Below are 26041 nucleotides of genomic sequence, written 5' to 3' on the forward strand. Positions count from 1 at the left end.
CCTTCTCTTTCTTCTTGCGAAGGTTCGAGAGGTTCCGATAGAAGCGTGCGACGGTGGCTTGGGCGGCCTTTGAGTGTAGTTTACTGAAGACGGGCCACTTTCGCTTCCAGTCGGGAAGTTTGTTGTTCTGGTCGTACTCACTCGGCTTATTGTCTTCCGGGGCTTGTTCGTAGTCCCAGCGGACGTGGTTGTAGAGCTGGCGATGAACATCCAGATGGTGTTCCAGTCCAGCCGCTACCTCTTGTGTCGGGTAAGCGTGGTAGCGGTGACTGTGTTCCATCGCTGTCTATTGATTAGTGACATATTCATTTAGTGGTTTGTATCACGAGTTGTCGGCTTCATCCCCGAGGTCAAGCCTCGAGGTATTCGCCTTGTCCGCCGATAAACGCGGCGGCGATCGTCGACGGGCACGCCGATCTCCTGCGCGAGACGGCCGATCCGCGATCGCGGTCAATACGGGCGATCGACGCCGCCGCAGACCGGATCCGGTCGACGGTCGAGGAGGTCGCGTCGGTCGCACAGCCGTTCGAGACGACCCGACGAGTGGATCTCGAGGCGGCCGTCACGGACGCCGTCGCCGCGTTCGAACGCGACCATCCGGACGTGACCGTGCGCGCGGACCTGGAGACGGACGGGACGGACACCCAGGTCGTGGGCGACGATCGGATCCGCCTCGCCATCGATGAACTGCTCGAGAACGCCGTCGAACACGGGACGACGGACCGCGTCGCGGTCGGGATCCGCGAGGCGCCCGACACCGTGACGGTGTCGGTCAGCGACGACGGAACGGGGCTGTCCGCCGACCAGCGCGACCTGTTGACTGCGGGGGAGTTCCCGGAGTACGACGATCCCTCAGCGGGATTCGGTCTGCAGATCGTTCACCTCATCGTCGGCCGGTACGGCGGCCAGGTCCGCGTCACCGCCGACGGGATCGACGGGGACGGAACGACCATCACGCTCGTGCTTCCCCGACACTCCCTCCCGGACCCGCTCGTGGAATCCGTCTCCGTAACGTTCCCGAACCTCCGTCGGGCCGTCGCCGCGAGCCTCGTCGCCGGGCTGGCGATGGGGCTGTTCTTCCAGATCGCGAGCGGCCTGCTCCCCGTGATCGGCGCGCTCTACGGCGTCGAGCGCCCGGTGGTGGGGTGGATCACCCACCTGTTCCACAGCGTCGTCTTCGGGCTTCTCTTCGCCGCGGGATGCTCGTGGTCGCGACTCCGGCGACACGCTCGAAACCCGGTCTCGGTCGGAACCGTCGGCGTGCTCTGGGGGATCGTCCTCTGGCTGGTCGCCGCCGGCCTGATCATGCCCGTCTGGCTCTCGCTGGTGGGGCTGCCCAGTGCGCTCCCGAACCTCTCGGCGCTCGGGTTCGTCGGGCACGTCCTCTGGGGAGCCGTTCTCGGGACGAGCTTCTGGTGGCTCGGAAACCGATCGATCGGCGAGTTCGATCGCGAGGATCCGCCGGTCGAGTTCCTCCGGTGACGCCCTCCACCGTCGGACTGCTGCGTCCGTTGCTCGCGTGGTGAGGCCGCCTCCGTTTCAACTCAACAGTCACTCTCAACCGACTTTTCGGAGGAAACCGTTATAAAAAAAGGAGAATACCCGCGCCTTTAGGCGTCACCAGAACGCTCCGCGTTCTGGTTGGCGAACGAGACGATTTGCGTCTCGTCAACGAACTCCAGGACGCCGTCGACGGCATCTCGAGCAGGGTGCTCTCCGACAGCCTCGAGGACCTGCAGGAAAACCGGCTCGTCGAACGCGAGATCATCAACGAGAAGCCGTTTCGCGTACAGTACTCGCTGACCGACCACGGCCGTTCCCTCGAACCGGTGATCTATGCGATGCGGGATTGGGGCGTCCAGCATTTGGCTCCCCCCAACTAGCCACGGGCCACCCGACTAGCCGCAGGTCGAGGTCCGTTCCGCTCGTCCGCAGACCGTCGTCCCACGCAGATATGGGCGAGAACCGCGGTTACGTCCGGGTTAGGACGTTCTTTTGTCCCGGGAAGTAGTATGGTAACGTATGACGAATAGCGTGACGCGACGGGCCGCCCTCGTCAGCGTCGGCACCGGAGCCGCGGCCCTCGCCGGGTGTCTCGGCGATCGGGGAGTCGGCAGCGCCGGCTCCGCGTCCTCGACCGACTCCCCGACCGAGGGCGACGGGTCGTCCGATCCGTCGACCGCCGACCGATCCGGACCGCCAACGCGGGACGACACGCTGCCGCTCCCGATGAATTCGTCGTCGATCCGGGACCGTGCGATCTCCGGCGGGCCGCCCAAGGACGGGATCCCCGCCATCGACGATCCGCAGTTCGTCACCGCCGCGGCGGCTGCCGAGCGGCTGAATCCCGGCGATCCCGTGTTCGGACTCGCCAGGGGGGACGCGGTCAAGGCCTACCCGCAGTCGATACTCGTCTCCCACGAGATCTGCAACGACGTCGTCGACGGCGTTCCGGTCAGCGTCACCTACTGTCCGTTGACCGGGACCGCGATGGGATTCGAACGCGGCGACACGACGTTCGGCGTCTCCGGCCGCCTGGTGAACAACAACCTGATCATGTACGATCGGGCCACCGAGACGTGGTGGCCGCAGGTGCTCGCGACGGCGATCCCGGGGCCGTGGAACGAGTCGCCGGCAACGCGGTCGCTCCGGGAGTTCCGGGTCGTCTGGACGACGTGGGAACGGTGGGTGGATCGACATCCGGAGACGCGGGTTCTCTCCCGCGAGACGGGATTCGCACGAAACTACGATGACGACCCGTACGGGACCTACAATCCGCGACTCGGGTACTACGAACCTGAATCCTCGCCGATGTTTCCGCCGCTCGCCACGGACGAGCGTCTCGAGCCGAAACGCGTCGTCATCGGCGCGCGGACGGCCGCGGGCGCGTTCGCCGTCGAGAAGAACCACCTCCGGGATGCGAAACTCGTCCGCGGGGAGCTCGGTGGGACCCCCGTGGTGGCGACCTACGACCAGGCCCTGGATACGGGGTACGTGTTTTTAAACCCCGACACCCGTCGATTCGACTACCGGCGTGGTCGGGTCCACGGCGCCGACGGTGGCACGCATCCGCCGGCGGACCTCCCGCTCGAACGGGTCGACGCGTTCGACGCGATGTGGTTCGCCTGGCGCGGATTCTACCCCGAGACGACCCTGTATGACTGATCCCGGCCCCTCGACTCCCGTCCCGACCGATGGCGACGCCGCCGACCCCGCCGATGCCAGCGTCCTCGCCCGCACCCGCGTCGCCCTCACGGCCGCCATCGAGCGGCGGGACTCCGGACTCCTCCTTTTCGGCGTCGCCCTCGGGTACCTCTGCCTGTATCTTGTCACCGTCGGCGACCTCTCGCTGGTCGGCCGGGACACGGGGACGGTCTCGATCCGGACCGCGGCGGACCTCTCGCGAGCGGTCGCCCGCCTCGGGTTCCTCCGGTTCGGCGCGATCGCCGTCGTCTCCGCGGGGCCGGTCACGTACCTGTTTGCCCCGCTCAACGTGCTGGTCGGGACGGTCCTCGCGCTTCTGGTCGGAGCGAACGCCGCGCTCACGTATCTGGGCGTGGTCCAGCCGCGAGCCTGCGGACTCGAGTCCTCGACCGGGATCCTGGCCGGCGTCCCGGCGCTGTTGTCCGGAGCGGCTTGCTGTGGTCCAACGATCCTGCTCGTCGTCGGGATCCAGGCGAGCGCGGCACTCGTCGCGGCGTTCCAGCTGTTGGTGCCGGTCGCCGTCGTGTTGCTCGTCGCCGGGCTCCTTCTGGTCGGCCGCCGGATCGATCCCGCGCTGGTGTGACCGATCGCCGGATCGATCCCGCGTTACGCCTCGTCCAACGCGTCGGCCAGCTCGTGGAGCGATTCCACGATCAGGTTCGGGTCGGAACCGAACGGCTCCCACGGCGTCCCCTTCCGGTCGACCCAGACGCCCTGCATGCCGGCGTGTTTCGCCCCCTGGACGTCGAACCAGCCGGCGGTCACGTGGGCGATCCCGTCGATCGGCGTCCCCGTTCGCGCCGCGGCGTGGCGGTAGATCTCGGCGGCGGGTTTGAACGTCCGGACCTCGTCGGCGCTGATCGTGTCTACCACGAGGTCGCCGATGTCGGCGTGTTCCACCATCGAGGCCAGCATCTCCGGGTTTCCGTTGGAGACGACGTAACAGTCGTAGCCGGCCTCCCGGAGCCGCTCGATCCCCTCGCGGACGTCCGCGAAGACGTCGAGCTCGTGGTAGACCGCGAGGATCTCGTCGCGTTCCTCCCGCGGGAGGTCGACGCCGTGGGCGTCGAGGGCGTACTGGAGCGCGTCCCGGTTCATCTCGTAGAAGGGTTGGTAGGCGTCGAGGTGGTTCGCGACGAAGGTGTACTCGATCGACCGCGCCCGCCAGAGCTTCGAGACCGGTTCGGGGTCGGACACGCGGTCGGCAAGCGCGGACTCGGCCGCGTCCACGTCGACGAGCGTGCTGTACGAGTCGAAGGTCACGGTTCGAACGCGCTCGGGGTCGAAGCTCATCACCGTCTCCACGAGCCCCGAGGTGATAACCCTCCGGCTTTCCCTTCCTCACCCGGTTTCCACTCGCTCACCTGGTGTCTCTATACGGCTTGCGCTCGTATCGCGGGTATGGTCTCGCACACGCGCCTGTACGGCGCCGCGATCGCCGTCGCGTCCGGCCTGTACTCCGTCACGAGCGCCATAACGGGCTCACGAATGGGCGTCGGCGGCTGGATCATGGGTCTGATCGGCGTCGTCGTGATCGTCCACGGCGTCGCCTTGCTCACGGACGCCGCCACCCGGCTCGGGGGCGTTAGCGGACCGTTGATGGTCGGCTACGCGGTCGTGATGCTCCTCCTCCAAATTCTGTATGGGGTCGGTATGTTGGCCGTTGGAGGCACGTCCGGAATGGCTGGCGGCGGTATGACCGGCGGTGGGGCCGGAATGGGCGTGACCGCCGGAATGGGGTGGGATGCGGGAATGGTTGCGTTGGCCCTGTTGATGCTGGTCAGCGGGCTCGTTATGACGCGGGATGGCCCGACGGAATCGGGCCGGAGAATGTAACGCGAGGACGGCGGTGACGAGCACGATCAGCGGCGCTCGTCCGGCACGTCTCGGTCAAACCGCTCTCGGTCAAACCGCTTGCCCCGGCCGAGTCACTCGGCGTCGGAGAGTCTGCCGTTCAGCACCTTCGCCGCGACCAGAACCGGATCCCAGACCGGGCTGAACGGCGGGGCGTAGGCGAGATCGAGCCGCTCGAGTTTCGGGACGGTGAGGTCGGATTCGAGCGCGGTCGCGAGCGTGTCGATCCGGATCGCGGCGCGGTCGGTTCCCACGATGCTGCCGCCCAGCAGCCGCCCGGTTTCGCGATCGGCGGTGAGCGTCACCGTCGTCTCGGCGGCGCCGGGATAGTACCCCGACCGCGATCCGGCCGTGACGGTCTCGGAGACGGGATCGAACCCGGCCTCACGGGCCCGGCCGTGATCAAGGATCCCCGTCCGTCCGCACTCCTGGTCGAACGCCTTCACGGCCGCGGTGCCCGCGATCTCGCCGACCGGCGTGGGATCCCCGGCGACCGTGCTCCCGATCGCCCGCCCGGCCCGGTTGGCCGTCAGTCCGAGCGGTACCCAGTCGGGCTCGCCGGTCACCGCGTGTCGCATCTCTGCGCAGTCGCCCGCGGCGAACACCCGGCCCGCCGTCGTTCGGCCGTACTCGTCGGTCGCGATCGCGCCCGACGCGCCGCGTTCGATCGGGGTATCGTCGACGATCCCCGCGTTCGGTCGCACGCCGATCCCGATCAGCGCGAGATCGACCGACACCCGTTCGTCCGCGGTGACGACGGCCTCGACCCGGTCCGTTCCGGCCAGCCGCTCGACTTCGGTTCCGATCCGGACGTCGACACCGTGGTCGACGAGCGTCGCTTCGACCGTCTCGCCGACCGCCTGACCGAACTCCGGCAGCAGCCGGTCGGGCCGCTGGAAGAGATGGACGTCGAGGTCGTGTGCGCTGAACGCCTCGGCCATCTCGACGCCGACGTATCCGCCGCCGACGATCGCGACGCCCGTCGGCGGTTCCATTTCGGCGTACCGTTCGACGCGCTCGGCGTCGACGTATTCGAGGTCCGGGACCACACCACCCTTCTCGATATCGGTGCCGACGGCATTCGGCGGCGTGAGAAACGCTCGCAGCGCCGCGGCGGCGTCCATACTGTGCATCGTGAACGCGCCGGTCAGATCGCCCCCCGCGATCGGGTCCGCGACCGCGTGCGCGCCGGTCGCCACGATGAGGTCGCCATACGACCGTTCGAACCGGGTCGATTCACTCTCGACCGTCACGGTTCGATCCGCCGTGTTCACCGCCACGACCTCGTGGCGCCGCCGGAGGTCGATCCCGCGGTCGGCGACCGCCTCGGGAGTCAACGAGAGGAGATCACGCAGGGACTCGACCTCGCCTTTCACGTAGTAGGGCATTCCGCACTGTGCGTAGGACACCCACGACCCCTTCTCGAAGACGATCACGTCTCGGTCCGGCCGTTCCCGCTTCAGCTTGCTCGCAGCGCTCAGCCCCGCGGCGTCGCCGCCGATGACGACGAATGGGTCGGTCATACTCGATCTCTCTCCACGGAACGATATAAGTAACCGAGTGAGCTCGGGGTAGCCCGGCCGCGCCCGGGACGCGCCGCTCAAGCCGAGTCGGTGCTTCGAACTCGGTCTCAGTCTCGGTCCGTCCCCGGTCCGGGCTCACGCCGGTCGAACAGCAACAACGGCCGCATTCCCAACACGGGATCGGCGTCGCCGTGGACCGTCGTGTCGAACTCGACCAGTCCGGTTTTCGGGGATCGCTCCTCAGTCCGCACGACCCGCGTTTCGACCGACACCGTCTCGTCGGGTCGCACCGGTGCGGGCCACCGGAGCTCGTCGATCCCCATCGCGCCGACGAACGCGGCGTCGGCGGTGAGATGCTCGGACAGCAGCCGGATCGTCACGGCGAACGTGTGCAGTCCGCTCGCGATGATCCCTCCATAACGCGACTCGGCCGCCCGATCCGCGTCGGTGTGGAACGGTTGAGGGTCGTACTCCTCGGCGAATGCGACGATCTCGGTGCGGGTCATCGTGACCGACCCGAAGCGGTCGGTTTCCCCGACGGTGAAGTCCTCGAAGTGGCGCATCGGCGATGGCCATCGATCCGCGTGCCCGCCCCATACGTGTTCCGCCGCCGATTTTATTACGTCCGGATTTTGGTGTATCATATCGGTGGATTGATGATCGCTGGCGGTCGATTTCCGGTAGAGGCTGGGATCACGATGTCGACCACGACGCAGGACTCCTCGACGACCGGACACGCCGCGCACCGCTGTCAACACTGCAGGGACGGGACGGAACCGGAGAGCGCCGACGGCACCGCCGGTCCGTCAGCACCCTCGAGAACCTACGCACCCGACGACGCGTCCCACGTCGTCTTCGAGGTCGACGGGTTCGACTGTCTCAACTGTCCCGACCGGATCGAGGCAGCGCTTGAACGACTCGCGGGCGTCCACGGCGCGACCGCGAGCTACGGCACGGAGACGGTGGGCGTGTACTACGATCCGGACGTTCGAACGCCCGCGGATCTCGTCGATCGACTGACCGATATCGGCCGGACGGTCGAGAGCTGCGACGACGCCTTCCGGAACCGCCGGGCGCGACAGTGGGCCGACGCACGGTTCGCCGCCGGCGTGTTGGCGGGATTGATGGCGCTCGTTCCGTACGCGAGCGTGGTCTACCCGATGCGGTTCGAGTGGCTGCTCGGCCCCGAGATCGCCGCGCTCCTGCGGTCGGGACTGGCGACGACCGGTGGCTTCAACTTCTACCTGAACGTCGCCGTCCTCTCGGGGATCGTGCTCCGGTTCGCCGGCAAGCCGATGCTCGACCGGGCCCGTGCGGCCCTGTCGGCCGGAACCGTCACTCCGTCGCTCGTCGCCGCGGCCGTCGCGGTGCCAACCTATCTCTATAGCGTTGCCGTCGTCCTCGTCGGGGTCACCGCCGCCGTCGATCTCTCCACGACGCAGGTCCACTTCGACGTCGTCGTTCTGACCGTCCTCGGCTGGCTTACGGTCCAACACGGGCTCGGTCTGGAGGCGTCCATCGCCAGCCCCGATTCGACGCCGTCGGCGTCGACCGCGGGACGCGCTTCCGATGCGGGCGTCGACGATACGTCCACGCCGACCGCCACGTCAGCCCGCACGTCGACTGCAACGTCCACCGTCGCCACGTCGACCGACGAGTAGCACAGCGCACGACGCCCTCACGGCGTGCCCAGGGTCTCGTGTCGCCGGTAGAGGTAGACCACTCCCGCGACGATCCCCACGAACCAGATCGCGAGTCCGATGACCCACAGCACCGCGTTCGGGTCCCAGTCGCTGTTGGCGCTCACGTACTGGATGTCGAAGTACGCCGAGACCGGGAGTCCGACCCACGCAACAAGCAGCAACAGGCCGCCGATCGCGCCGAGGTTGCCGCCGGCACCGGACGCGATCAGAAGCAGCACCCACAGCGCGGTCGCTCCCGCGACGCCGTACCACCACGTGTCGGACACGGTGGTCCCGCCCGTGGTGGCCGGTCCGGCCCCTGACGCCGCCGTCCCGGCCGAGGCCGTGGCGCCGGCGGCGGGACGACCGCCGCCTGCACCTCCCGACCCTCGTCGGCCGCCCCCCGCCGCGTCGTTTCGGACGCCGCAGTTGGGGCACAGCTCGGCCTCCCGTTTGATCGGTTCACCGCAGCTCGTACAGTACACCTCGTCGGCTCGTACCGACCGATCGGGTGATCCCCGATCCGAACGTCTCGACATACTCGATCCTTGCGAGTCTCGCGATATAAACGTGACCGCCGGATGTCGCCCGCGTCGGGTGCTGTGGAATCGCTGGACGCGGCCGGACGTCGTCGATCCGTTAGAAGTGGTCGGCGGCGTCGGTCTCGTGTTGCAGCTCCCCGCCTCGGCCGCCCTCGACGGTCGAGGCGCCCTGATCCCCCGAGGAGGGCACGCGAACCGTCACGTCGGTGACCGCCTCGAAGTCCGCGAGCAGGTCACGTTTGATGTTCGTCGCCGTCACGTTCGAGATCCCACAGCCCGAACAGGTGCCGCCGAGCTCGACGACGACCTCGCCGGTCTCGGGATCCGCCTCCCGGACGACGCTCGTGCCGCCGTGCATCTGGATGATCGGCATCTGTCCGACCATCCACGTCTCGATCCGGTCCGCCAGGGACTCGCTCATCATCCGCCCTTCGGGCCCGAGCCTTGGGAACCTTGCGGTCGATCCGGTCGCGTCTCGATCGGCCTCCCGGGTGCGGCGTCGATCGTTACCGGGTGTCCTCGCGCACGAACGTCACGGGACACGGCGAGGAGAGCATCACCGTTTGGGCGGTGCTCCCGAAGACGGCCTTCCCGGTCGGCGACCGCTTTCGCCCGCCGACGACCACGCGGTCGGCCGTTTCCTCCTCGGCCAGGTCCGCGATCGCCTGACCGTGGTCGCCGACCGCGCCGCGCACGCGGTACTCGACGTCGGACTCCTCCATCGCGTCGGCCAGATCGCGGATCGTGGCGTGTCGCTTCGCGACGCCGTCGGGCGTCGCCGCCTCGCTGCCCGGATCGATGTTCAACCGCTCCCGGCTCTCCTCCAGCGCCTCCTCGGTGAAGACGTGTGCCAACACGACCTCGGCCTCACACGGGCCGGCGACGTCGACGGTCTCCTCGGCAAGCCGTCGGACCTGTTCGTCGCCATCCGTTCCCACGCCCAGCAGGATCGTCTCGATGCTCATAGGACCTATTATCCCCTAACCCTCCTAAAATCGATCGACTCCCCGTTCCGGGCCGTCCGTGGGCGGTCGACCGTAATCGACGAGCCAGTCACGACCCCGCCATCGACCGACGTTTTCGGGCTTCAACTCGTCGAAATGCACCCGATCGGCGTACGGGTTCAGCGTCTCACGAACCGCCCGTAGCGCCGGCTCGGTTTCCGGATCGTCGGCCGTTCGAACGCGCACGCGGGGCATCAGTATCCAGTCGCCGTCGGGGTCCGCATCGATGACCGGCAGGAACGGGTGCGCGGCGATCGTCGCCCACAGCGTTTGCTCCCGTCGGTTCTGTCGGCGTCCGTCGCCCATCTCCGCGCTCGGGCCGTATCGCGCCAGCTTGATCACCCGGTCGGCCTCCGACGGGCCCGATTCGCCTCCGTCGGGGGTGGTGATCGATCCGCTCGTCGCGGCGGCATCGATCGACTCGTTCCCGACGGGAACGGCGAGGGCGACGCGCCCCGTCCCCACCCCGACCCGGGTGAGACCGAACCGGGCCTCCAACGCCGAGAGTACCTCGTCCTCGCCGTCACACAGCTCGAAGAAATACGGCAACTCCTCCCCACCCGGCCAGTACCACGTCCGGCCGTCGTACTCCCACCGTTTCCGGTCGGACGGATGTCTCTCGATCGCTTTCCGCCTTGCCGTGCGCATCTCCGTGACGACGTCGGTGATCGCCTCCTGCAGCGCCGTCGACGTCACGTCCTCGAGCGCCATCGTTCGACGCGGGATACGTCGCCCGCGGCAATACGCGTCGTGGTTCGCGTGCGGTAGCCGAACCGTACGGGACGGGGAAATCCCTTTAGCCACCGTTCATCAAGGTCGTCCGTGTCCGAGATCCTGTTGGTCCGCCACGGTGAAACCTCCTGGAACGCCGCGGGTCGCGTGCAGGGCTGGGCGCCGGTGGGGCTGAACGCCGCCGGCCGCCGCCAGGCTCGCCGCCTCGCCCGTCATCTCGCGGCCGAGCACGAGGACGCCAACGTCACGCTCGTCACCTCCGACCTCGCCCGCGCTCGCGAGACGGCCGCCCCGATCGCTGCGGCGTTCGACGTCGAGCCGACGACCGACTCGCGCCTCCGTGAGCGGGACTTCGGCCGCTATCAGGGGCTCGATTCCACGGATCTCTTCGATCGGTTTCCGGAGCTCGACCTCCTCGCCGATGGATCCGATGCCGCCACCTACACCCCGGATAGCGGCGAGAGCTGGATCGACGTCCGTGACCGCGTTCTCGACGCCGTCGCCGACCTCAGGGAGCGTGCGCGGTCGGCCGACTGCACCGTCATCGCCGTGACGCATCACAACCCGATCCGGCTCGCCTTCGGTCGACTTCGGGATCTGGACCTCACGACCGCGCTCACCCGTCACTCGTTCGAGAACGGATCGATAACCTGGATCCGTGACGGCCGGATCGATCTCGCCGGGCACGTGCCGTCCCTGTCCGACTCCGGCTGATCCGTCCGTTCCCCGGGTCCACACTCGATCTCGGGTCCACACTCGGCCCCAGATCGATAGTCGATCCCGAACTCACACACCGTCCCGGACCCACACTCAGTCGTCCGCAAGCGACGACACCGGAACCGGATCGCGATTGCGATACCGAACGAGATCGAACCGGTCGTACTCGATCGTCTCCGTCACATCCCATCCTGCTCCGAGGTACGGGAAGGACACGTTGCCGCCGCTTCGTTCGGGGATCTCCGAGACGTACGCGCCGGTCGCATACGGGACGTAGATCCGGTAGACGGCCTCGCCGCCGTTGATGAAGACGCGGTCTGCCCCCGTCGCGGCGGCATCATCGATCGCCACAGTCGGATCGGTGACGAATTGGACCCTGGGGTCCGTCGACTCGAGCGAGGGTGTCCGGGTCAACACGATCACCGGATCCCCCGGCGGATCGCTCATCTGGTCGAACGTCCGTCTCCCCATGATCGTCGGGGCGTCGCCGATCCGATCGCGATACTGCGTGATGTCCTCGGGGTACTCCCAGGGAACGTCCTCGCCGGTCCCGATCGCGCCGTCGCGGTCGACCGCCGCGATGAGGTCGATCTCCATACCTACGGCTAGCCGTTCGAGCGTGGAATAGTCGTCGCCGATGGCACGGTCACGCGTGGCGGCGTGGCCCCGCCATCCGTCTCAGTCTCACGTCAACTGGATGTCGTCGACGTCGACGTGCCGCTTCGCGAGCCGCCGCGCGGTCTCGATCGTCTCCCCCTCCTCGCCGATGGCCACTCCGCGGTCGGCCTCGGCGACCTCGACGTAGGCGACGCGGTCGTTCTGCTCGGAGATGGTCACCGCTCGGACCGCCGCCGGTGCGAGCGCACTCGCGACGAACGCCTCCGGGGTATCGGCATCCTCGACGAGCTCGATCGACCGGTCGAGCCGCTCTTCAGCACGCTGGACGGTCTCGCCGCCCTGTCCGATCGCCGCCGCCATCTCCCCCGCAGGGATCACGAACACCAGCCGGTCACCCTCCACGAGGCAGTCCGTCGGCGTCACGCCGGTCACCTCGTCGAATCGGGCGATGAACCGGCGCGCCTCGTCGGAGAGCTCGACGCGCATCAGTCGTCGGCCGGCCCGGAGTTGCCGCTCGCTCCCGATCCCATCCGGAGGTTGACGTCGCCGGTACCGATGGAGACGGGCTTGCCGGCGATGACGTTCTCGATGACGCCGTCGAGCTCGTCGTACTCGCCGTGGACTGCCGCGTCCAGCAGGTGGTTGACCGTCACCTCGAAGGCCGCCCGCGCGAGCACCGAGTCCTTCGAGCCGGAGATGCCGTGGCGGCCGATCGACTCGATCTCGCCGTTGTTCGTCATAATGTCGGCGACCAGCATCAGGTGCCGGATGTTCACGTCGTCGAGACCCTGCTCTTCGAGCGTGTTCATCGTCTCGTCGATGATCGCCTCGCGGGCCGCCTCGACCCCGAGGTTGCGATAGATCTCGTGGATGTTGTTACACGTCGTTCGGGTGTCGTCGACGCCCTCGATCGGGAGCACGTCGCCGAAGGCGGACCCCTCGGTGTAGAGGACGAACTCCTCGCCGTCATCCAGTTGCTCCTTCCGGATGACGACGCGTTCGACCTCCTCGATGCCCTTGAAGACGACCTCGCGGAGCTGCTCGACGAGCTGGAGCAGCTCGCGGTAGCTCGGCTGGTTCGGGCCGAACTCGATGACGGTGCCGGCCTGTCGGGTGTCGACGCCGAGCGCGTCCTCGATCGTCTCGGCGATGATCCCGGCGACCTCGGTCGCGTCCGAGTGGGTCGGCCACCGCTCCAACAGCGTCTCGTCGTTCAGATCGATCCGGACGAGCATGTCCGCCACGTTCGTTGAGACGTCCCCGAGCGCGAGGATCTTCGTCGACTCGATCGACCAGACGACCTCGTGGGCCTTCTCGCGGTCGGTCGCGTACTCGCCCTCGAGGTGGACCGTCATCATCGGCGTGTCCGGCGTCTTCCGGGCGTCCACCAGCTCGATGAGCCGGGGGAGCCCCTGCGTGACGTCGATCTCGGCGACGCCCGCGTAGTGGAAGGTGTTCATCGTGTTGTGGGTCACGACGCCTTCCGCAGTGGTGAACGTCTCGAGCCCTTCGACCGAGAAGTCGTAGACGTACTCGTAGTCGCTTTCTACGGTCTCGATCGATTCGATCCGATCCCAGACGACGTCGCCGCTTGTCGTTTCCGATTCGGGAGCGACGGCAACCGATCCGCCGTCAGTTACTGCCGTTTCGAATCCAGTGACGTCCGCCGTCCGACTGTCCGGATCGAATGAGCCGATCGTCGGAAGGTCGTCGTCGACCGACAGGGAGTCGCCGCGGACCGGGACGATCTCGCCCCCGTCCTTGATCACGAACGAGTGTGCCTTCGTCGCACGGATCGTTCGTCCGGATTCGAGCTCGAAGCGGAGGAGTTCCTCGGGTGCCTCGTGACGACTTACCTCCTCGACGGGCTTCCACTTGACCGATTCGTCGCTCCGAAGCGAGATCACTTCCATTCCGTTCGGTGCGAGGGCGACCTCGTGGTCGTCGATCTCCCGACTCTCCTGCGTCTCGAGCACGTCGTCGACGACTGCTCCGATCTCAACGATGTCCGTCTCGCCGTCACGTCGGACGATGACGCGCTCGTCGTAGGGAACGCTCATCTGCGTTCCGGGCTCACCGATCGACTGCGCCGAGACGGTCCCGACGGGGTCGAGCGGTTCGATCCGGGTGTCGAGATACCGGCTCTCGACGCCGGTGATGATGTCGGCGGCCTGCTCGGTCGTGATTCCGCCGTATTCGGCGGCCTTCTCCTCGATCGTCTCGTAGACGTTCTCCTTGAGCCGCCGCGAGAGATCGGTGTCCTCGATCAGCGCCGCGATGTCGTCGGTGACGTGGTCGTAGTCGTCGGTTTCAGTCATCGGATTCCACCTCCAGCCCCTGCGCCTTGTTCAGGCCGGGCCCGGCGTGTTCGGAGATGTTCGTCGGGCGCTGCTTGCGGCCGAGGAACTCCTTCTTCTCGGCCTCGTCCTCGAACTCCGACGAGAGGACGCGGTCGGCGATCCGATCGACCTCGATGTCGTTGTCCTCCGAGGAGGACACCTTGATCGGCGAGGTGCCGTCCTCGCCGAACTCGAACTGGACGACCGTCCCGGAGGTGTCCCGGACCGAGCCGTCGTACTGCGCCTCGAGCTCCGAGAGCGCGTTGATCAGCCGGCGCTGGAGGTAGCCGGACTTGGAGGTCCGGACCGCCGTGTCGACGAGCCCCTCGCGGCCGCCCATCGCGTGGAAGAAGAACTCACGCGGCGTCAGGCCGGCGCGGTAGGAGTTCTCCACGAAGCCGTGGGCCTCCGCCGAGAGGTCGTTCGGCTGGTAGTGTGACAGCGTTCGGTCCTCGTAGCCGCGGTTGATCCGCTCGCCACGAACCGCCTGCTGGCCGACACACCCGGCCATCTGCGTGAGGTTCAGCATCGACCCACGCGCACCCGAGCGGGCCATCACGACCGCCGGGTTGTCGTCGCCGAAGTGCTGGTCGGCGATCTCGCCGGCCGAGTCCCGGGCCTTCCCGAGCGTCTGCATGATCTTCATCTCGAGGGTCTCGTCGACCGTTCGGCCGGGCAGGCTCTCGAGCTCGCCCGCCTCGTAGGTCTCGATCAGCTCATCGATGCGGTCGTAGGCGTTGTCGATCGCCTCGTCGACCTGATCTTCGGCCTCGGGCGGGATGGACTCGTCGTCGATCCCGATCGAGAAGCCGAAGTGCATGATCGCCCGCATCGCCAGCGCCGCGACCTCGTTGATGAACACGCGGGCGCGCGTCTCGCTGTAGACCTTGGTGATCGTGTCGACGACGTCGCCGCCGAAGGCTCCGACCGCGTCCTCGTCGATCGTCCCCTCCACGAGCTGGCCGTTCTCGATGACGACGTCGTCGCCCGTCGAGGAGGTAAACTCGAGCTCGAGGTCGTCGGGCAGCAGCTCCGAGAACAGCGATCGGCCGGTCCAGTACTCCTCGCCGTCATCGTTGACGCCGTCGGCCTCGGGCAGCTCGTCCACCCGCGTCGCGCGCAGCAGGTCGAGCGCCTGCGTCTCGGTGAACTCGGGGTTGGTGTGGGTGAGTAGGTAGGTCCCCGAGATGTGGTCCTGAATGGCGCCGATGATGTTCTCCCCGAACCGCGGCGAGAGGATCTGCTCCTGGACGCGCATCAGCACGCGCGCCTCCGCCCGCGCCTCCTCGTTCTGGAGGGCGTGCATGTTCATCTCGTCGCCGTCGAAGTCGGCGTTGTAGGGCGGACAGACCGTCGTGTTCAGCCGGAACGTCTTGTACGGCATCACCACGACCTCGTGGGCCATGATCGACATCCGGTGCAGCGACGGCTGCCGGTTGAAGATCACGATGTCGCCGTCGATCAGGTGGCGGTTGACCTCCCAGCCCTCCTCGACCTTCTCGGCGAGCTCCTCGCAGTTCTTCTCGGTCACCTTAAGCCGGCGGCCGTCCGGACGGCGCACGTAGTTCGCGCCCGGATGCGCTTCCGGTCCGTTGTGGACGTACTGACGCGCCTCCTCGACGTTTCGCTCGGTCACGTTCAGCGTCTGGGTCATCTCGGTGGCAACCCGATCGGGGACGCCGACCTCGTTGAGCGAGAGGGTCGGGTCCGGCGAGATGACGGTCCGGGCCGAGAAGTTCACGCGCTTGCCGGACAGCGACCCGCGGAAGCGCCCCTCCTTGCCCTTGAGCCGCTGTGAGAGCGTCTTCAGCGGGCGACCGGAACGGTGTCGAGCCGGAGGCGTCCCGGAGATCTCGTTGTCCACGAACGTCGTGACGTGGTACTGCAACAGCTCCCAGAGGTCCTCGATGATGAGCTGTGGCGCGCCCGCCTCGCGGTTCTCCATGAACCGCTGGTTGATCCGGATGATGTCGACCAGCTTGTGCGTGAGGTCGTCCTCCGACCGCTGGCCGTTGTCGAGGGTGATCGACGGGCGGGTGGTCACCGGCGGAACCGGCAACACCGTCAGGATCATCCACTCGGGTCGAGAGTTCTCGGCGTCGATGCCGAGCACCTCCAGGTCCTCGTCCGGGATGTCCTCGAACCAATCGCGCACGTCCGAGGGCATGAGCTTGTTCATGTCCTCCTCGGTCAGATCGACGTCGAGCGCGCGCTCGATCGCCCGTCGGTCCTCGTCACGAGGCCGGAACTCGCCCGCGAGGATGTCGTTGATCCGGTCGAGTGCGATCCCGGTCTCGTCCGCGAGTTCGGAGGGCGCGGTTCCCGTGTCGTCCTCCTCGTCGGGGTCGGGCTGCATCGCCTCGGCGATGCGTTCGGAGTATTCCCCCGAGAGGACGTCCTGAACCTCGTAGTAGGTCGTCGGCTTCTCGTGTTTGATGTCCGCCTGCGGCTCCCCACAGAACGGACACGTCGAGGCCTTCCGAGCCTGTCGAACGGCCGCCTTCAGCACGTCCGTTTGGTCGTCGCCGAGCTCCCGCGCCCGCTCGTAGCGGTCGCTGAACTCCTCGCGTTCGTGTTCCTCGAGCGCGAGCCGACCACACTCACGACACGTCGATCGGAGCAGCCGCCGGATGAGCTTCGTGAAGCCGACGTGGATGACCGGCGCCGCCAGCTCGATGTGGCCGAAGTGGCCGTTACACGACCCCGAGTGGGAGCCGCAGGTCCGACACTCAAGCCCCGGATCGATGACGCCGAGCCGGGGGTCCATCAGCCCCATATCGATCGGATAGCCGTCGTCGTCGTAGGTGTCCGCCGTGATGACCTTCGTGGCGGACATGTCCCGATACGTCTCCGGGTCCATCAGCCCGAAGGAGATACCGCCGAGTTGTTTCGGTGTTTGCATTGACATTGTGTGGTTTAGACCGCGTCCTCCAGTTCGAGCTTCGGGCGAATGCCCAGCGCGATCATCTCGTCGAGCAGGAGCTTGAACGCGTAGCTGACCTCCAGCTCGTGGATGTCGTCCTCATCGCCGGTGACCGGGTCGTACACCCGACGCTGTTCGCGGTCCTCGACCGCGACCAGTCCCGTCTCCGCGGAGATGTACACCTGCTCGGCGTCCGAGGACTCCAGCAGCCGCTCGTTGAGCACCATCGCGGCGCCGTGGCCGATGACGGTGTCACGCTCCATCTCGCCGACACGGAGGCCGCCCTCGCGAGCACGCCCCTCTGTCGGCTGACGGGTGAGCACCTGCACCGGCCCGCGGGAGCGGGCGTGCAGCTTGTTCGACACCATATGGTAGAGCTTGTGGTAGAAGATGGTGCCGACGAAGATCTCCGCCTCGATCTTCTCGCCGGTGACGCCCGAGTACATGACCTCCTTGCCCGAGGACTTGAATCCGTTCTCCTCCAGCGAACCGCGGAGCTCGTCCTCGTCCTCGCCCTGGAACGGCGTCCCGTCGACGCGCTCGCCGCGTAGCGATCCGACCTTGCCGCCGAGCATCTCCAGCACGTGGCCGACGGTCATCCGCGAGGGGAGCGCGTGCGGGTTCAACACGAGGTCCGGCACGAGTCCCTCCTCGGTGAAGGGCATGTCTTCCTGGGGCGCCAGGTGTCCCACGACGCCCTTCTGACCGTGTCGGGACGCGAACTTATCACCCAGTTCCGGGATCCGCTGGTCGCGGACCTTCACCTTCGAGAGCTTGGAGCCGTCCTCGCCCTCCATCAGCGTGACCGTGTCGACGACGCCGTCCTCGCCCGAGCGCATCGTGACCGACGTCTCACGCCGCTTTTGCGGGGAGAGGCCGCCCATGTCGTCCGGCTCCTCGAGGAACCGGGGCGGGCTGGTCTTGCCGAGCAGGACTGAGGACTCGTCGACCTTGGTCTCGGGGTTGACGAGGCCGTCCTCGTCGAGGTGGGTGTAGGCGTCCTCGCCGCGCGCGCCGCGGACGTCCTGGCTCGGGATCTCGAAGCGGTCCTCCTGGCCGCCGGGGTAGCGGCGCTCCTCGCCCTCGTAGGTTCGGAAGAAGTGCGATCGTGCGAGCGCACGATCGACCGAGCCCTGGTTCATCACGAGCGCGTCCTCGATGTTGAACCCCTCATAGGACATCACGGCGACGACGAAGTTCTGTGCGGCCGGCCGGTCGTCGAAGTTGATCTGCTCGGTGGTCTGCGTTTTCACCATCGACAGCTGCGGGTAATGCATCAGGTGCTGTCGGGTGTCCGGACGGATCCGGTAGTTCGCGGAGGGCAGCCCGAGCGACTGCTTCATCATCCCCGCGCCCATCGTGATCCGGGGGCTGGCGTTGTGTTCCGGGTACGGGATCATCCCCGCACCGATCCCGAAGATGAGCTGCGGATCGATCTCGAGGTGGGTGTGTTCCGCCGAGACTTCGTCCTCGTCGACGGCGACGTAGACGTCCTCCTCCTCCTCGGCGTCGATGAACTCGACGTAGCCGCGGTCGACGAGGTCCTCGAACTCGAGGTCCGCATCCTCGAGCGCATCGATGTCCTCGTCCGACAGCAGGGGTTCGCCGTCCTCGACGACGATCAACGGTCGGCGCGCCCGGCCCGCGTCCGCGTTCACGATCACTTCCTTGGTGCGGTCCTTCACCGAGACGTTGACCATCTCGGAGACGTCGCCGCGTCGCCGTGCCTCTCGAATCTGCTCGGCGAGCTCGTTCGGGTCCGGATGCGTCCCGACGAGGCTCCCGTTGACGTAGACTTTCGCTTCGCGTTCTGATGATGCCATATCAATCGTCCGCCGTGGTTCGGTCGACGCCCTCGATGCCGGGGATCCCCTCGACACCCATCGACGCCAGTTCGCGTTTGAGTCCCTGTTCGTCCTCGATGTCCTGTGACAGCTCCATCGCCTGCGCGAAGTTCTTCACGAGCCCACAGTTCGGGCCCTCCGGCGTCTCGGAGGGGCAGATGCGCCCCCACTGGGTCGCGTGCAGGTCCCGCGCCTCGAAGTGCGGCTGCGAGCGCGACAGCGGCGATCGGAGACGACGCAGGTGTGAGAGCACGCCCATGTAATCCGTCCGATCGACGAGCTGGGAGACGCCCGACCGGCCGCCGACCCAGTTGCCCGTCGCGATCGGGTGTTCGAGTCGCTCGGTCAACACGTCCGAGCGGACGACCGTGTTGACGGTGAGATCGCGGTTCCGCATGTTGGCGCGCTCGAGCTGGTACTTCACGTCCCGCGCCAGCTTGTTGAGCGCCGTCCGGAACAGGTCCTTCATCAGGTCGCCGGAGACCTTGAGCCGCTTGTTCGCGTAGTGGTCTTTGTCGTCGGACTCCCGGCGCCCCAGCGCCAGCTCGAAACACGCCTCCGCCATCCGGCAGAGGTAGTAGGCCTTGTTGATCCGCACGTCCTCCTCCTCGACACCCTCCTCGTGGAGGTGCGGCAGGAGGTAGCGGTCGATCACGTAGTTCGCCCGCTTCAGCTGGTAGTTCTTGCCCTGTCCGCTGGCGACGCGCTTGCCCAGCTCCTCGATGGCCTCCTCTTCGGTCTGAACGGACGCCTCCTCGAGGTTCTCGAGCATATACTTCACGATCTCCGGGTCGTCGGAGACGCGGTGGACGATCTCCTCGTCCGACTCGAGACCGAGCGCGCGCACGAGCGTGACGAAGTCGATCGATCCCGAGACGGACGGGAACGAGACCTCGAGCAGTCCCTCGCGGTTGCGCTCACACAGCACCAGCGCGCGGTAGCCACGTCGCTGAGAGAACGTCTTGGCGACCTGGATCTCGTCGCCGTACTTCGAGTCGTACTCCGCGAGGATCTTGTTCGGCGCGAGGTCCTCGGAGGTCATCAGGACGCGCTCTGAGCCGTTGACGATGAAGTAGCCACCGGGATCGACGGGGTCCTCGCCGATGTCGATCAGTTCCTCGTCGGAGAAGCCGGCCATATTGCACTTCTCGGAGCCGACCATGATCGGCATCCGACCGACCTTCGTCTCCGTGGTGTCGACGACCGTTTCCGGCTCATCCTCGCCGCCACGGACGATGGACATCTCCATAAAGACCGGCGCGGAGTAGGTGATGTTCCGCAGACGGGCCTCCTGGGGATACAGCAGTTCCTCTGACCCGTCGGCCTCGCGGACCCGCGGTGTGACCATTCGAACGTCGCCGAGTTCGACGTAGACGGGCTCCTGGCCCTCCTTGTCGCCGATGTCGGTTTCGATCGTCTCCTTCTCGTCGACGACGTCCTGCATCCCGCGGTTCAGGAAGTTGTTGAACGAGCGGAAGTGGTGTTCTGCGAGCCGTTCATCCGAGAAGTATTCGCGTGAAACGACGCGTCGGTCTTCCCTATTCATGAGATCACGAGTCGATAGACGATCGCCTGGTCGGTCGTTCGGGACTCCCGGGTGATCTTGACGACGTCTCCGGGTTCGGCGTCGTCGGGTAGTGCCGGGTCAGTGCGTTTGATACGCGGCAGGTCTGTTTTCGATATGTTGTACTCCGTGAGCACCTCCTCGACCCGCTCCGGGTCGTCGAGAAGCTCGTGGTCGGGAACGAGTTCGTGGTCAGTTACGTTTACCATGGGTGATGGGGAAAGAAGCTATCACGAGATACTACAGGTCGCTATTGGCCCCACGCTCATAAGAGTTGCCAACCGAGGCGCGAAGCGCGGCTGCCGGCTGGCGGGCGAGTGATATCCGAACACACGGTCGGTCAATATAAAAGGGTGACGCCGCCGCTGGGGCCGCTCGTCGCGCTGCGGCGGATCGGTGGAGTCGGCCAGCTCCTCTCCGTGGTCCCAAACCGATCGAATGGGGCCAGCTGATCGGATGTGACCGATCGACACGCCTGCCCCGGATGACAAGCCTTATTTATACTACTCGGCTATCCGAGAGTGCAGCAGGCCCGGATGGTGTAGTGGCCCATCATACGACCCTGTCACGGTCGTGACGCGGGTTCAAATCCCGCTCCGGGCGCTCTTGCTGCGACCGACCGCGAACACCGGCTGCCCGGATGGTGTAGTGGCCCATCATACGACCCTGTCACGGTCGTGACGCGGGTTCAAATCCCGCTCCGGGCGTTTTACGAACAACACGACGAGCGGAGCGAACCGTCCGTCGAAAACGCAGATGACGGGAATTTCTGCCGTCGCAACAACGAGTGAGGAGCCACGCGAGTCGATCGCCACTCAACCGTGAGCGAGGAGCATTTTTCCATCGAGGGGATTCACTCTCCCGCGAGAGCATTCCCTCTCCTCCGGGAGGATTCACTCCTCCTCGAGGAGGCCGAGATCGCGCGCGACCAGGTCCGCAAGCCGGTCGGCGATCCCCGGCGCGACCTCGGCGATCTCCTCACCGTCGTGGCGGGTTCGGTTGTGGCGGTCGATCGCGTCCGCCAGCGACGACAGCGGGACGCGCGTCGTCGTCTCACAGGCCGAACACCGGATCGGGACGGTCGGTTCGTCCTCGTCCGTGGCCGTCACCGGTTCGGTGCCGTCGGCGGCGTCGTCCGCCTCACTGGTGTCGCTCATTGACGATGAGATGGTCCCGCGGCCGACATAAACACGTTGAACCGGTCGCCCACGTGGCGGCGGGAAAGGGGAATCCTTATCGCTCCGATCCGTGATATCATCGCACGATGCATACGGCACGCTTCCGCGATCCGGCGGGCACCGTTCGAACCGGCGAGTGGACCGACGATGGCCTCCACGCTGCGGGCGAGATCTATGACGTCGACGCGGTCGACGTCCTTCCGCCCGTCTCCCCGAGCAAGATCGTCTGCGTCGGGTTGAACTACGTCGACCACGCGGCCGAGTCCGGGAAGGACGTGCCGGACCGGCCGCTGTTGTTCCTGAAGCCGCCGAACACGCTGTCCGGCCACGGCGACACGGTCACGCTCCCGGCGGGACCGGACCGGATCGACCACGAGGCCGAACTGGGCGTCGTGATCGGTCAGCAGTGCCGCAACGTCGACGCGGCCGACGCCGAGGACGTGATCGCGGGCTACACCTGCGTGAACGACCTCTCGAACCGCGACGACCAGCGCCAGGAGCAGAACTGGGTCCGCGGGAAGGCGTTCGATAACGCCGCTCCGATCGGCCCGGTCGTGGCCGACCCCGCGGACGTCCCCGACGACGCCGCCATCGAGTGCCGCGTGAACGGCGAGACGCGGCAGTCATCCAGCATCGACGCCCTCAGCTTCTCGCCCGCGGATCTGATCGCCGAGATCACCGACTTCATCACCCTCGAACCCGGCGACGTCATCGCGACCGGGACGCCGGCAGGGGTCAGCCCCCTGGCCGACGGCGACGAGGTCGTCGTCGAGATCGAGGGTATCGGCGCGCTCGAGACGACCGTTCGGCGGTGAGGCCGGCTCTCTCGATCGGATCCCTCGGCCGGATCGCTGACGCCTGACGCCGGTCGTCCCCGCTCGAGCAACCACACCGCTTATTCGACGCCCCGTCCAACTCCGGTCACGATGGACCCGCTGTACGCGCGGTATCCGTTCTTCGAGGCGGCCCGCGAGGCGGTCGCCGGCGCCGACGTCTCGCTGCCCGCGCTCGTCGCGTCTGACGCGCCGGCGGTCGAGCGCGGTCGCGAACGCGTCGAGCGCGCGCTCCGTTCGGGAACGACCGCGAGCGAGACGCCAGATGCCTACGACGTGACGGCGGAACTGCTCTCGTATCCGATCGCCCGGATCCTCGTCTCCCTGCTGGAGTCGACCGCCGCCGTCGAGAAGTACGCGAGCGCGGAAGCCGCCACCGCCGCCGACCGGATTCGCGAGGACCTCGAGCGCGAGGACGCCCTCCGATCGACCGATTCCGTCTCGCTCGATCTCTCCGACGTTCTCCGGGAGTTCGACCTCGCGGACGCGGTCCGACCCGCGGTCCGTGGGACGAACGGTGGAGCCGGATCGACGGGTCAGGTGGTCGAGCCCCACGTGCGTGGCGGCTCGTCGGGACGACCGTCCACGCGCGATCCGGAGTGGTTTCGGATCGACGTGGGTCCGTATCTCCAGTTGTTCGACGCGGAGTGGGGCGATCGGTGGCGTCTCGTCAACCGCGAGCTCCGGGACGGCACGGTTTGGATCGATCGGGCCGACCTCGACCGATGTCTGGAGCGGGCAGCACGATCGCGGATTCTCGAGGGGCTTCCCTTCGAGTTCGCGGACGACGACGGGATCAGCAGCGACCTCGAGGCACACGTCGCCGACCTCCGTCGGCTTCTCGACGAGCGGGCGACCGTCGGCAGCTTCGACGTCGTGGTCCCTGAGCTGTTCCCGCCGTGTATGCGAAACCTGATCGACAAGGCCGAGCGGGAGGCGGCGCTGTCGCCCCCCGAGAGCCTCGCGTTGATGGCGTTTCTGACGGCCATCGGGATGTCGCCCGACGAGATCGTCGCCTTCTGTGCCGACACCAGCCTCGACGCCGAGGGCATTCGCTACCAGACCGAATATCTCCGCGACGAGGCCGGGGCTCAGTACCCGCCGCCGACCTGTGAGACGCTCTCGGCGTACGGGATCTGTCACAACGAGGACGACCACTGGCAGGTCGCCGGCGATCCGCTGGCCTACTATGAGGCTCGGTTGGAGGCAGCCGAGGATATCGTCGACTGGCGAGACCGAAACGACGTCGCCGAGGCGGCGTGAGTCGGCGGCGTCTCAGACCGCCCCGTCGGTTCCGTTCGCCCGCATCAGGTAGACGCCGACGAGCGCCATCAACAGGACGAACCCGCCGAGCAGCCCGACCAGCGCGATTCCGCCCGCCGGCGCCAGCGAGATCCCGTCTGTGGAACCGCTTCCGGTCCCGAACCGACTTCCGACCGCGACGAGACCGACGACGAAGACGAGGACAGCGGCGAGGGAGACGACGATCTGGCGACGAAGCTCCGCGTCGATTTCCATACGTCCGGCTCCGAACGGCCGGGTCAAAAGCATGTCGAACCGGCGATCCACGTTCGTCGCCTCGGATGTCGTCGAGGGGATCAGCCGTCGCCGTTCCGGATGTCGTCGAGCGTCGTCCGTTCGGAGTCGCCGACGAACTCCGCGAAGTCGGTCCCGTCGGCGAGCGCGGTCTCCTTCTTCACCCGGTAGTTGCCGCCGTCGGTCGTGTAGAGGTCGCCCGGATGGAAGAAGTACCAGTCCTCACGGTCGAACCGGACGGCGATCCGGGCCTTCGCGCCGAAGTTCCGCGAGAAGAACAACAGCGCCTCGACCTCCTCGCCGTCGAGGTAGATCGGGTCGCCGGCGCTGGATTTGGCCTCGATCGCGTAGAACCGCTCGCCGTTGCCCGCGAGCACGTCCGGAAGTTCGCGTTCGGTTGCACTCCCGCTTGCGGGTGCGCGCATCACCGCGAACCCGGCCTCGTCGAGGGCGTTGACGAGCTCGCGCTCGCGGCGGTCGCCCTTCCGGTTAGCAGACATCGATCGGCCTCCGGACGGCGGGTCGGTCGCAGTCGCGTGCGTCGGTCATATCGGTCGTTTCGTGCACCCGGGTAAAAACGCGACGCCCGACGTCGGTTCGGGCGACGCCGCCCGGTTCGGCTCTATGTTCCGTGTTCCCAGCTGTCCATATACTCGCGCTGTGTCTCCGACAGCGAGTCGTACGCGACGCCCTCGGCGGCGAGCTTGATCTCGGCGACCTCGCGGTCGAGCTCGTCGGGGACGTCGTGGACGCCCGCCGCGTAGTCGTTGCTGTTCTCGACGAGCTCGCGCACGCAGACCGCCTGGATCCCGAAGCTCTGGTCCATCACCTCGACCGGATGACCGAGCGCGATGGGCGCGGCGAGGTTGACGAGCCGCCCCTCGGCGATCACGTTCAGCTCGCGGCCGTCGGCCATTTCGTAGGCCTCGACCCCGTCGCGGGCCTCGAACTGGTCGACGGCGAGCTCCTCGAGATCTTCGAGGTTCACCTCGACGTCGAAGTGGCCGGCGTTCGCCAGCAGGACGCCGTCCTGCATGACCTCGAAGTGTTCCTTCGTGATCACGTCGCGGTTGCCGGTGGTCGTGATGAAGACGTCGCCCGTCGCGGCGGCCTCGTCCATCGGCAACACGTCGTAGCCCTCCATGTGCGCCTCCAGGGCGCGCCGGGGTTCGACCTCGGTTACGATGACGTTCGCGTTCTGGCCGGCCGCCTTCTTCGCGACGCCTTTCCCGCAGTAGCCGTACCCGCCGACGACGACGTTCTTGCCCGCGAATGAGAGGTTCGTCGTCATCGCGATGGTCGCCAGCGAGGACTCGCCCGTGCCATGGATGTTGTCGAACAGCCGCTTCATCGGCGTGTCGTTGACCGCGAAGACCGGGTACTGAAGCTCCCCGTCGGCGTCCATCGCCCGCAGGCGGTGGACCCCCGTCGTCGTCTCCTCGGCCCCGCCGACGATCGAGTCGATCAGCTCGGGATACTCCTCGTGGACGAGCTTCACCATATCCATCCCGTCGTCAACGGTGATCGTCGGGTCGTGGGCGACGACCGCGTGCATCGCGTCGTAGTAGTCCTCGTCGTCGACGCCGCGGACGGCGTAGGAGGTGATGTTCTCGTGTGCGTCCAGCGCGGCGGAGACGTCGTCGTGGGTCGACAGCGGGTTACACCCGGTGATCGCGACCTCGGCGCCGCCGTCGGCCAGCAGCTCGACGAGGTTCGCCGTCTTTGCCTCCACGTGCATCGCCATCGCGATGACCTCGCCCGCAAGCGGCTGGTCCGCGACGAACGACTCGCGCAGCTCCGTGAGGATCGGCATATGCTGGAGGGCCCAATCCATCTTCCGGCGTCCCTCCTCGCGGGCCGTCTCCGGCTCCGCGAGATGCTCGACGACCGGTGAGTAGTGGTCGCTCATGGCCGATACTGGTCGAGCCCGCTAGAAAACCCTACCGAC

The 26041-nt window shown here is 66.9% G+C and carries 28 protein-coding genes, 2 tRNA genes and 1 pseudogene; 11 read left to right on the top strand and 20 right to left on the bottom strand.

Annotated elements, in window-relative coordinates:
- Nucleotides 1–280: helix-turn-helix domain-containing protein (locus BLW38_RS00005; protein WP_245710010.1), on the bottom strand; the 280-nt coding region annotated here is incomplete at its 3' end.
- Nucleotides 281–312: 32 nt separating this feature from the next.
- Here BLW38_RS00005 and BLW38_RS00010 point away from each other — a divergent pair.
- From BLW38_RS00010 to BLW38_RS00025, 4 genes are all read left to right on the top strand, one after another.
- The gene (locus tag BLW38_RS00010; RefSeq protein ID WP_177167380.1) at nucleotides 313–1482 is read left to right on the top strand and encodes an ATP-binding protein; all 1170 of its coding nucleotides are present in this window, start codon (nucleotides 313–315) and stop codon (nucleotides 1480–1482) included.
- A 155-nt stretch (nucleotides 1483–1637) separates the two neighbouring features.
- The gene (locus BLW38_RS00015; RefSeq protein ID WP_394327070.1) at nucleotides 1638–1883 is read left to right on the top strand and encodes a winged helix-turn-helix transcriptional regulator; all 246 of its coding nucleotides are present in this window, start codon (nucleotides 1638–1640) and stop codon (nucleotides 1881–1883) included.
- Nucleotides 1884–2022: 139 nt separating this feature from the next.
- Nucleotides 2023–3165 carry a DUF3179 domain-containing protein gene (locus tag BLW38_RS00020; RefSeq protein WP_092812571.1) on the top strand — a complete coding sequence of 381 codons (1143 nt, stop codon included), beginning with the start codon at nucleotides 2023–2025 and terminating at the stop codon, nucleotides 3163–3165.
- Nucleotides 3158–3787 carry a hypothetical protein gene (locus BLW38_RS00025; RefSeq protein WP_177167381.1) on the top strand — a complete coding sequence of 210 codons (630 nt, stop codon included), beginning with the start codon at nucleotides 3158–3160 and terminating at the stop codon, nucleotides 3785–3787. The genes BLW38_RS00020 and BLW38_RS00025 overlap by 8 nt, the downstream gene beginning before the upstream one ends.
- A 23-nt stretch (nucleotides 3788–3810) precedes the next feature.
- On the opposite strand, the gene BLW38_RS00030 is transcribed toward BLW38_RS00025, so the two are convergent.
- Nucleotides 3811–4497 carry a haloacid dehalogenase type II gene (locus BLW38_RS00030; RefSeq protein ID WP_092815357.1) on the bottom strand — a complete coding sequence of 229 codons (687 nt, stop codon included), beginning with the start codon at nucleotides 4495–4497 and terminating at the stop codon, nucleotides 3811–3813.
- A 108-nt stretch (nucleotides 4498–4605) separates the two neighbouring features.
- Between BLW38_RS00030 and BLW38_RS00035 the strand changes: the two genes are divergently transcribed.
- Nucleotides 4606–5040 carry a hypothetical protein gene (locus BLW38_RS00035; protein WP_092812574.1) on the top strand — a complete coding sequence of 145 codons (435 nt, stop codon included), beginning with the start codon at nucleotides 4606–4608 and terminating at the stop codon, nucleotides 5038–5040.
- Nucleotides 5041–5132: 92 nt separating this feature from the next.
- Here the strand turns inward: BLW38_RS00035 and BLW38_RS00040 are convergent, their stop codons facing one another.
- The gene (locus tag BLW38_RS00040) at nucleotides 5133–6581 is read right to left on the bottom strand and encodes an FAD-dependent oxidoreductase (RefSeq protein WP_092812577.1); all 1449 of its coding nucleotides are present in this window, start codon (nucleotides 6579–6581) and stop codon (nucleotides 5133–5135) included.
- Nucleotides 6582–6688: 107 nt separating this feature from the next.
- Complete coding sequence (locus tag BLW38_RS00045; RefSeq protein ID WP_092812580.1) at nucleotides 6689–7144, bottom strand: MaoC/PaaZ C-terminal domain-containing protein; 456 nt, start codon at nucleotides 7142–7144, stop codon at nucleotides 6689–6691.
- Between the two features lie 135 nt (nucleotides 7145–7279).
- Here BLW38_RS00045 and BLW38_RS00050 point away from each other — a divergent pair, with 135 nt between their 5' ends.
- Nucleotides 7280–8242: a cation transporter gene (locus BLW38_RS00050; RefSeq protein ID WP_177167382.1), complete on the top strand. Its 963-nt coding sequence runs from the start codon at nucleotides 7280–7282 to the stop codon at nucleotides 8240–8242.
- Between the two features lie 17 nt (nucleotides 8243–8259).
- Here the strand turns inward: BLW38_RS00050 and BLW38_RS00055 are convergent, their stop codons facing one another.
- The 4 genes from BLW38_RS00055 to BLW38_RS00070 form a co-directional block, all read right to left on the bottom strand.
- Complete coding sequence (locus tag BLW38_RS00055; protein ID WP_092812586.1) at nucleotides 8260–8802, bottom strand: zinc ribbon domain-containing protein; 543 nt, start codon at nucleotides 8800–8802, stop codon at nucleotides 8260–8262.
- A gap of 100 nt (nucleotides 8803–8902) precedes the next feature.
- Nucleotides 8903–9229 (bottom strand): NifU family protein, encoded by a 327-nt coding sequence (locus BLW38_RS00060; RefSeq protein ID WP_394327066.1) that lies wholly within the window; start codon nucleotides 9227–9229, stop codon nucleotides 8903–8905.
- Between the two features lie 82 nt (nucleotides 9230–9311).
- Nucleotides 9312–9770 (bottom strand): universal stress protein, encoded by a 459-nt coding sequence (locus BLW38_RS00065; RefSeq protein ID WP_092812589.1) that lies wholly within the window; start codon nucleotides 9768–9770, stop codon nucleotides 9312–9314.
- Between the two features lie 24 nt (nucleotides 9771–9794).
- The gene (locus tag BLW38_RS00070) at nucleotides 9795–10520 is read right to left on the bottom strand and encodes a hypothetical protein (RefSeq protein ID WP_092812592.1); all 726 of its coding nucleotides are present in this window, start codon (nucleotides 10518–10520) and stop codon (nucleotides 9795–9797) included.
- A gap of 111 nt (nucleotides 10521–10631) precedes the next feature.
- Here BLW38_RS00070 and BLW38_RS00075 point away from each other — a divergent pair, with 111 nt between their 5' ends.
- Nucleotides 10632–11255 (top strand): histidine phosphatase family protein, encoded by a 624-nt coding sequence (locus BLW38_RS00075; RefSeq protein ID WP_092812595.1) that lies wholly within the window; start codon nucleotides 10632–10634, stop codon nucleotides 11253–11255.
- 96 nt (nucleotides 11256–11351) lie between these two features.
- Here the strand turns inward: BLW38_RS00075 and BLW38_RS00080 are convergent, their stop codons facing one another.
- The 8 genes and pseudogenes from BLW38_RS00080 to BLW38_RS00110 form a co-directional block, all read right to left on the bottom strand.
- Nucleotides 11352–11855, bottom strand: a complete 504-nt coding sequence (locus BLW38_RS00080; protein ID WP_092812598.1) for a dihydrofolate reductase — start codon at nucleotides 11853–11855, stop codon at nucleotides 11352–11354.
- An 87-nt stretch (nucleotides 11856–11942) separates the two neighbouring features.
- Nucleotides 11943–12362 (bottom strand): NusA-like transcription termination signal-binding factor, encoded by a 420-nt coding sequence (locus tag BLW38_RS00085; RefSeq protein WP_092812601.1) that lies wholly within the window; start codon nucleotides 12360–12362, stop codon nucleotides 11943–11945.
- Complete coding sequence (gene rpoA2, locus BLW38_RS00090; RefSeq protein WP_245710050.1) at nucleotides 12362–13936, bottom strand: DNA-directed RNA polymerase subunit A''; 1575 nt, start codon at nucleotides 13934–13936, stop codon at nucleotides 12362–12364. Before rpoA2 ends, BLW38_RS00085 begins: the two co-directional genes overlap by 1 nt.
- Nucleotides 13928–14194, bottom strand: a pseudogene (locus tag BLW38_RS16445) (DNA-directed RNA polymerase subunit A''); the annotation flags it as partial. The gene rpoA2 and the pseudogene BLW38_RS16445, both read right to left, overlap by 9 nt.
- Nucleotides 14187–17117 (bottom strand): DNA-directed RNA polymerase subunit A', encoded by a 2931-nt coding sequence (locus tag BLW38_RS00095; protein WP_092812607.1) that lies wholly within the window; start codon nucleotides 17115–17117, stop codon nucleotides 14187–14189. The gene BLW38_RS00095 and the pseudogene BLW38_RS16445, both read right to left, overlap by 8 nt.
- A gap of 14 nt (nucleotides 17118–17131) precedes the next feature.
- A complete protein-coding gene (rpoB, locus tag BLW38_RS00100) occupies nucleotides 17132–18961 on the bottom strand; it encodes a DNA-directed RNA polymerase subunit B (RefSeq protein ID WP_092812612.1) in 1830 nt (609 codons plus the stop codon).
- A gap of 1 nt (nucleotide 18962) precedes the next feature.
- Entirely contained in the window at nucleotides 18963–20528 is a 1566-nt protein-coding gene (locus BLW38_RS00105; RefSeq protein ID WP_092812615.1) for a DNA-directed RNA polymerase subunit B'', read from the bottom strand.
- Nucleotides 20525–20755, bottom strand: a complete 231-nt coding sequence (locus tag BLW38_RS00110) for a DNA-directed RNA polymerase subunit H (protein ID WP_092812618.1) — start codon at nucleotides 20753–20755, stop codon at nucleotides 20525–20527. Before BLW38_RS00110 ends, BLW38_RS00105 begins: the two co-directional genes overlap by 4 nt.
- A gap of 321 nt (nucleotides 20756–21076) precedes the next feature.
- Here BLW38_RS00110 and BLW38_RS00115 point away from each other — a divergent pair.
- Both BLW38_RS00115 and BLW38_RS00120 read left to right on the top strand, forming a co-directional pair.
- Nucleotides 21077–21149 (top strand) — tRNA-Asp (locus BLW38_RS00115).
- A gap of 31 nt (nucleotides 21150–21180) precedes the next feature.
- Nucleotides 21181–21253: transfer RNA gene (locus BLW38_RS00120), tRNA-Asp, on the top strand.
- A 186-nt stretch (nucleotides 21254–21439) separates the two neighbouring features.
- On the opposite strand, the gene BLW38_RS00125 is transcribed toward BLW38_RS00120, so the two are convergent.
- The gene (locus BLW38_RS00125) at nucleotides 21440–21703 is read right to left on the bottom strand and encodes a hypothetical protein (RefSeq protein WP_245710012.1); all 264 of its coding nucleotides are present in this window, start codon (nucleotides 21701–21703) and stop codon (nucleotides 21440–21442) included.
- A gap of 107 nt (nucleotides 21704–21810) precedes the next feature.
- Here BLW38_RS00125 and BLW38_RS00130 point away from each other — a divergent pair, with 107 nt between their 5' ends.
- Both BLW38_RS00130 and BLW38_RS00135 read left to right on the top strand, forming a co-directional pair.
- Nucleotides 21811–22539 (top strand): fumarylacetoacetate hydrolase family protein, encoded by a 729-nt coding sequence (locus BLW38_RS00130; RefSeq protein ID WP_092812621.1) that lies wholly within the window; start codon nucleotides 21811–21813, stop codon nucleotides 22537–22539.
- Nucleotides 22540–22650: 111 nt separating this feature from the next.
- Nucleotides 22651–23820: a DNA primase gene (locus tag BLW38_RS00135; RefSeq protein WP_092812624.1), complete on the top strand. Its 1170-nt coding sequence runs from the start codon at nucleotides 22651–22653 to the stop codon at nucleotides 23818–23820.
- Nucleotides 23821–23832: 12 nt separating this feature from the next.
- On the opposite strand, the gene BLW38_RS00140 is transcribed toward BLW38_RS00135, so the two are convergent.
- From BLW38_RS00140 to BLW38_RS00150, 3 genes are all read right to left on the bottom strand, one after another.
- Nucleotides 23833–24075 (bottom strand): DUF7472 family protein, encoded by a 243-nt coding sequence (locus BLW38_RS00140; RefSeq protein ID WP_092812627.1) that lies wholly within the window; start codon nucleotides 24073–24075, stop codon nucleotides 23833–23835.
- Nucleotides 24076–24155: 80 nt separating this feature from the next.
- Entirely contained in the window at nucleotides 24156–24593 is a 438-nt protein-coding gene (gene hjc / locus BLW38_RS00145) for a Holliday junction resolvase Hjc (RefSeq protein ID WP_092812630.1), read from the bottom strand.
- 122 nt (nucleotides 24594–24715) lie between these two features.
- Nucleotides 24716–26002, bottom strand: a complete 1287-nt coding sequence (locus BLW38_RS00150) for an adenosylhomocysteinase (RefSeq protein ID WP_092812633.1) — start codon at nucleotides 26000–26002, stop codon at nucleotides 24716–24718.
- Nucleotides 26003–26041 lie beyond the last annotated feature (39 nt).

Origin of the sequence: Halopenitus malekzadehii, assembly GCF_900108505.1 — an archaeon.
Taxonomy (GTDB): Archaea; Halobacteriota; Halobacteria; order Halobacteriales; family Haloferacaceae; genus Halopenitus; species Halopenitus malekzadehii.

Excerpts from the sequence above, each read along its gene's own strand:
- BLW38_RS00020 (WP_092812571.1), top strand. The coding sequence starts at position 2,023 with ATGACGAATAGCGTGACGCGACGGGCCGCCCTCGTCAGCGTCGGCACC.
- BLW38_RS00025 (WP_177167381.1), top strand. The coding sequence starts at position 3,158 with ATGACTGATCCCGGCCCCTCGACTCCCGTCCCGACCGATGGCGACGCC.
- BLW38_RS00030 (WP_092815357.1), bottom strand. The coding sequence starts at position 4,497 with ATGAGCTTCGACCCCGAGCGCGTTCGAACCGTGACCTTCGACTCGTAC.
- BLW38_RS00035 (WP_092812574.1), top strand. The coding sequence starts at position 4,606 with ATGGTCTCGCACACGCGCCTGTACGGCGCCGCGATCGCCGTCGCGTCC.
- BLW38_RS00040 (WP_092812577.1), bottom strand. The coding sequence starts at position 6,581 with ATGACCGACCCATTCGTCGTCATCGGCGGCGACGCCGCGGGGCTGAGC.
- BLW38_RS00045 (WP_092812580.1), bottom strand. The coding sequence starts at position 7,144 with ATGCGCCACTTCGAGGACTTCACCGTCGGGGAAACCGACCGCTTCGGG.
- BLW38_RS00050 (WP_177167382.1), top strand. The coding sequence starts at position 7,280 with ATGTCGACCACGACGCAGGACTCCTCGACGACCGGACACGCCGCGCAC.
- BLW38_RS00055 (WP_092812586.1), bottom strand. The coding sequence starts at position 8,802 with ATGTCGAGACGTTCGGATCGGGGATCACCCGATCGGTCGGTACGAGCC.
- BLW38_RS00060 (WP_394327066.1), bottom strand. The coding sequence starts at position 9,229 with ATGATGAGCGAGTCCCTGGCGGACCGGATCGAGACGTGGATGGTCGGA.
- BLW38_RS00065 (WP_092812589.1), bottom strand. The coding sequence starts at position 9,770 with ATGAGCATCGAGACGATCCTGCTGGGCGTGGGAACGGATGGCGACGAA.
- BLW38_RS00070 (WP_092812592.1), bottom strand. The coding sequence starts at position 10,520 with ATGGCGCTCGAGGACGTGACGTCGACGGCGCTGCAGGAGGCGATCACC.
- BLW38_RS00080 (WP_092812598.1), bottom strand. The coding sequence starts at position 11,855 with ATGGAGATCGACCTCATCGCGGCGGTCGACCGCGACGGCGCGATCGGG.
- BLW38_RS00085 (WP_092812601.1), bottom strand. The coding sequence starts at position 12,362 with ATGCGCGTCGAGCTCTCCGACGAGGCGCGCCGGTTCATCGCCCGATTC.
- rpoA2 (WP_245710050.1), bottom strand. The coding sequence starts at position 13,936 with ATGAGCGTTCCCTACGACGAGCGCGTCATCGTCCGACGTGACGGCGAG.
- BLW38_RS00095 (WP_092812607.1), bottom strand. The coding sequence starts at position 17,117 with ATGCAAACACCGAAACAACTCGGCGGTATCTCCTTCGGGCTGATGGAC.
- rpoB (WP_092812612.1), bottom strand. The coding sequence starts at position 18,961 with ATGGCATCATCAGAACGCGAAGCGAAAGTCTACGTCAACGGGAGCCTC.
- BLW38_RS00105 (WP_092812615.1), bottom strand. The coding sequence starts at position 20,528 with ATGAATAGGGAAGACCGACGCGTCGTTTCACGCGAATACTTCTCGGAT.
- BLW38_RS00110 (WP_092812618.1), bottom strand. The coding sequence starts at position 20,755 with ATGGTAAACGTAACTGACCACGAACTCGTTCCCGACCACGAGCTTCTC.
- BLW38_RS00125 (WP_245710012.1), bottom strand. The coding sequence starts at position 21,703 with ATGAGCGACACCAGTGAGGCGGACGACGCCGCCGACGGCACCGAACCG.
- BLW38_RS00130 (WP_092812621.1), top strand. The coding sequence starts at position 21,811 with ATGCATACGGCACGCTTCCGCGATCCGGCGGGCACCGTTCGAACCGGC.
- BLW38_RS00135 (WP_092812624.1), top strand. The coding sequence starts at position 22,651 with ATGGACCCGCTGTACGCGCGGTATCCGTTCTTCGAGGCGGCCCGCGAG.
- BLW38_RS00140 (WP_092812627.1), bottom strand. The coding sequence starts at position 24,075 with ATGGAAATCGACGCGGAGCTTCGTCGCCAGATCGTCGTCTCCCTCGCC.
- hjc (WP_092812630.1), bottom strand. The coding sequence starts at position 24,593 with ATGTCTGCTAACCGGAAGGGCGACCGCCGCGAGCGCGAGCTCGTCAAC.
- BLW38_RS00150 (WP_092812633.1), bottom strand. The coding sequence starts at position 26,002 with ATGAGCGACCACTACTCACCGGTCGTCGAGCATCTCGCGGAGCCGGAG.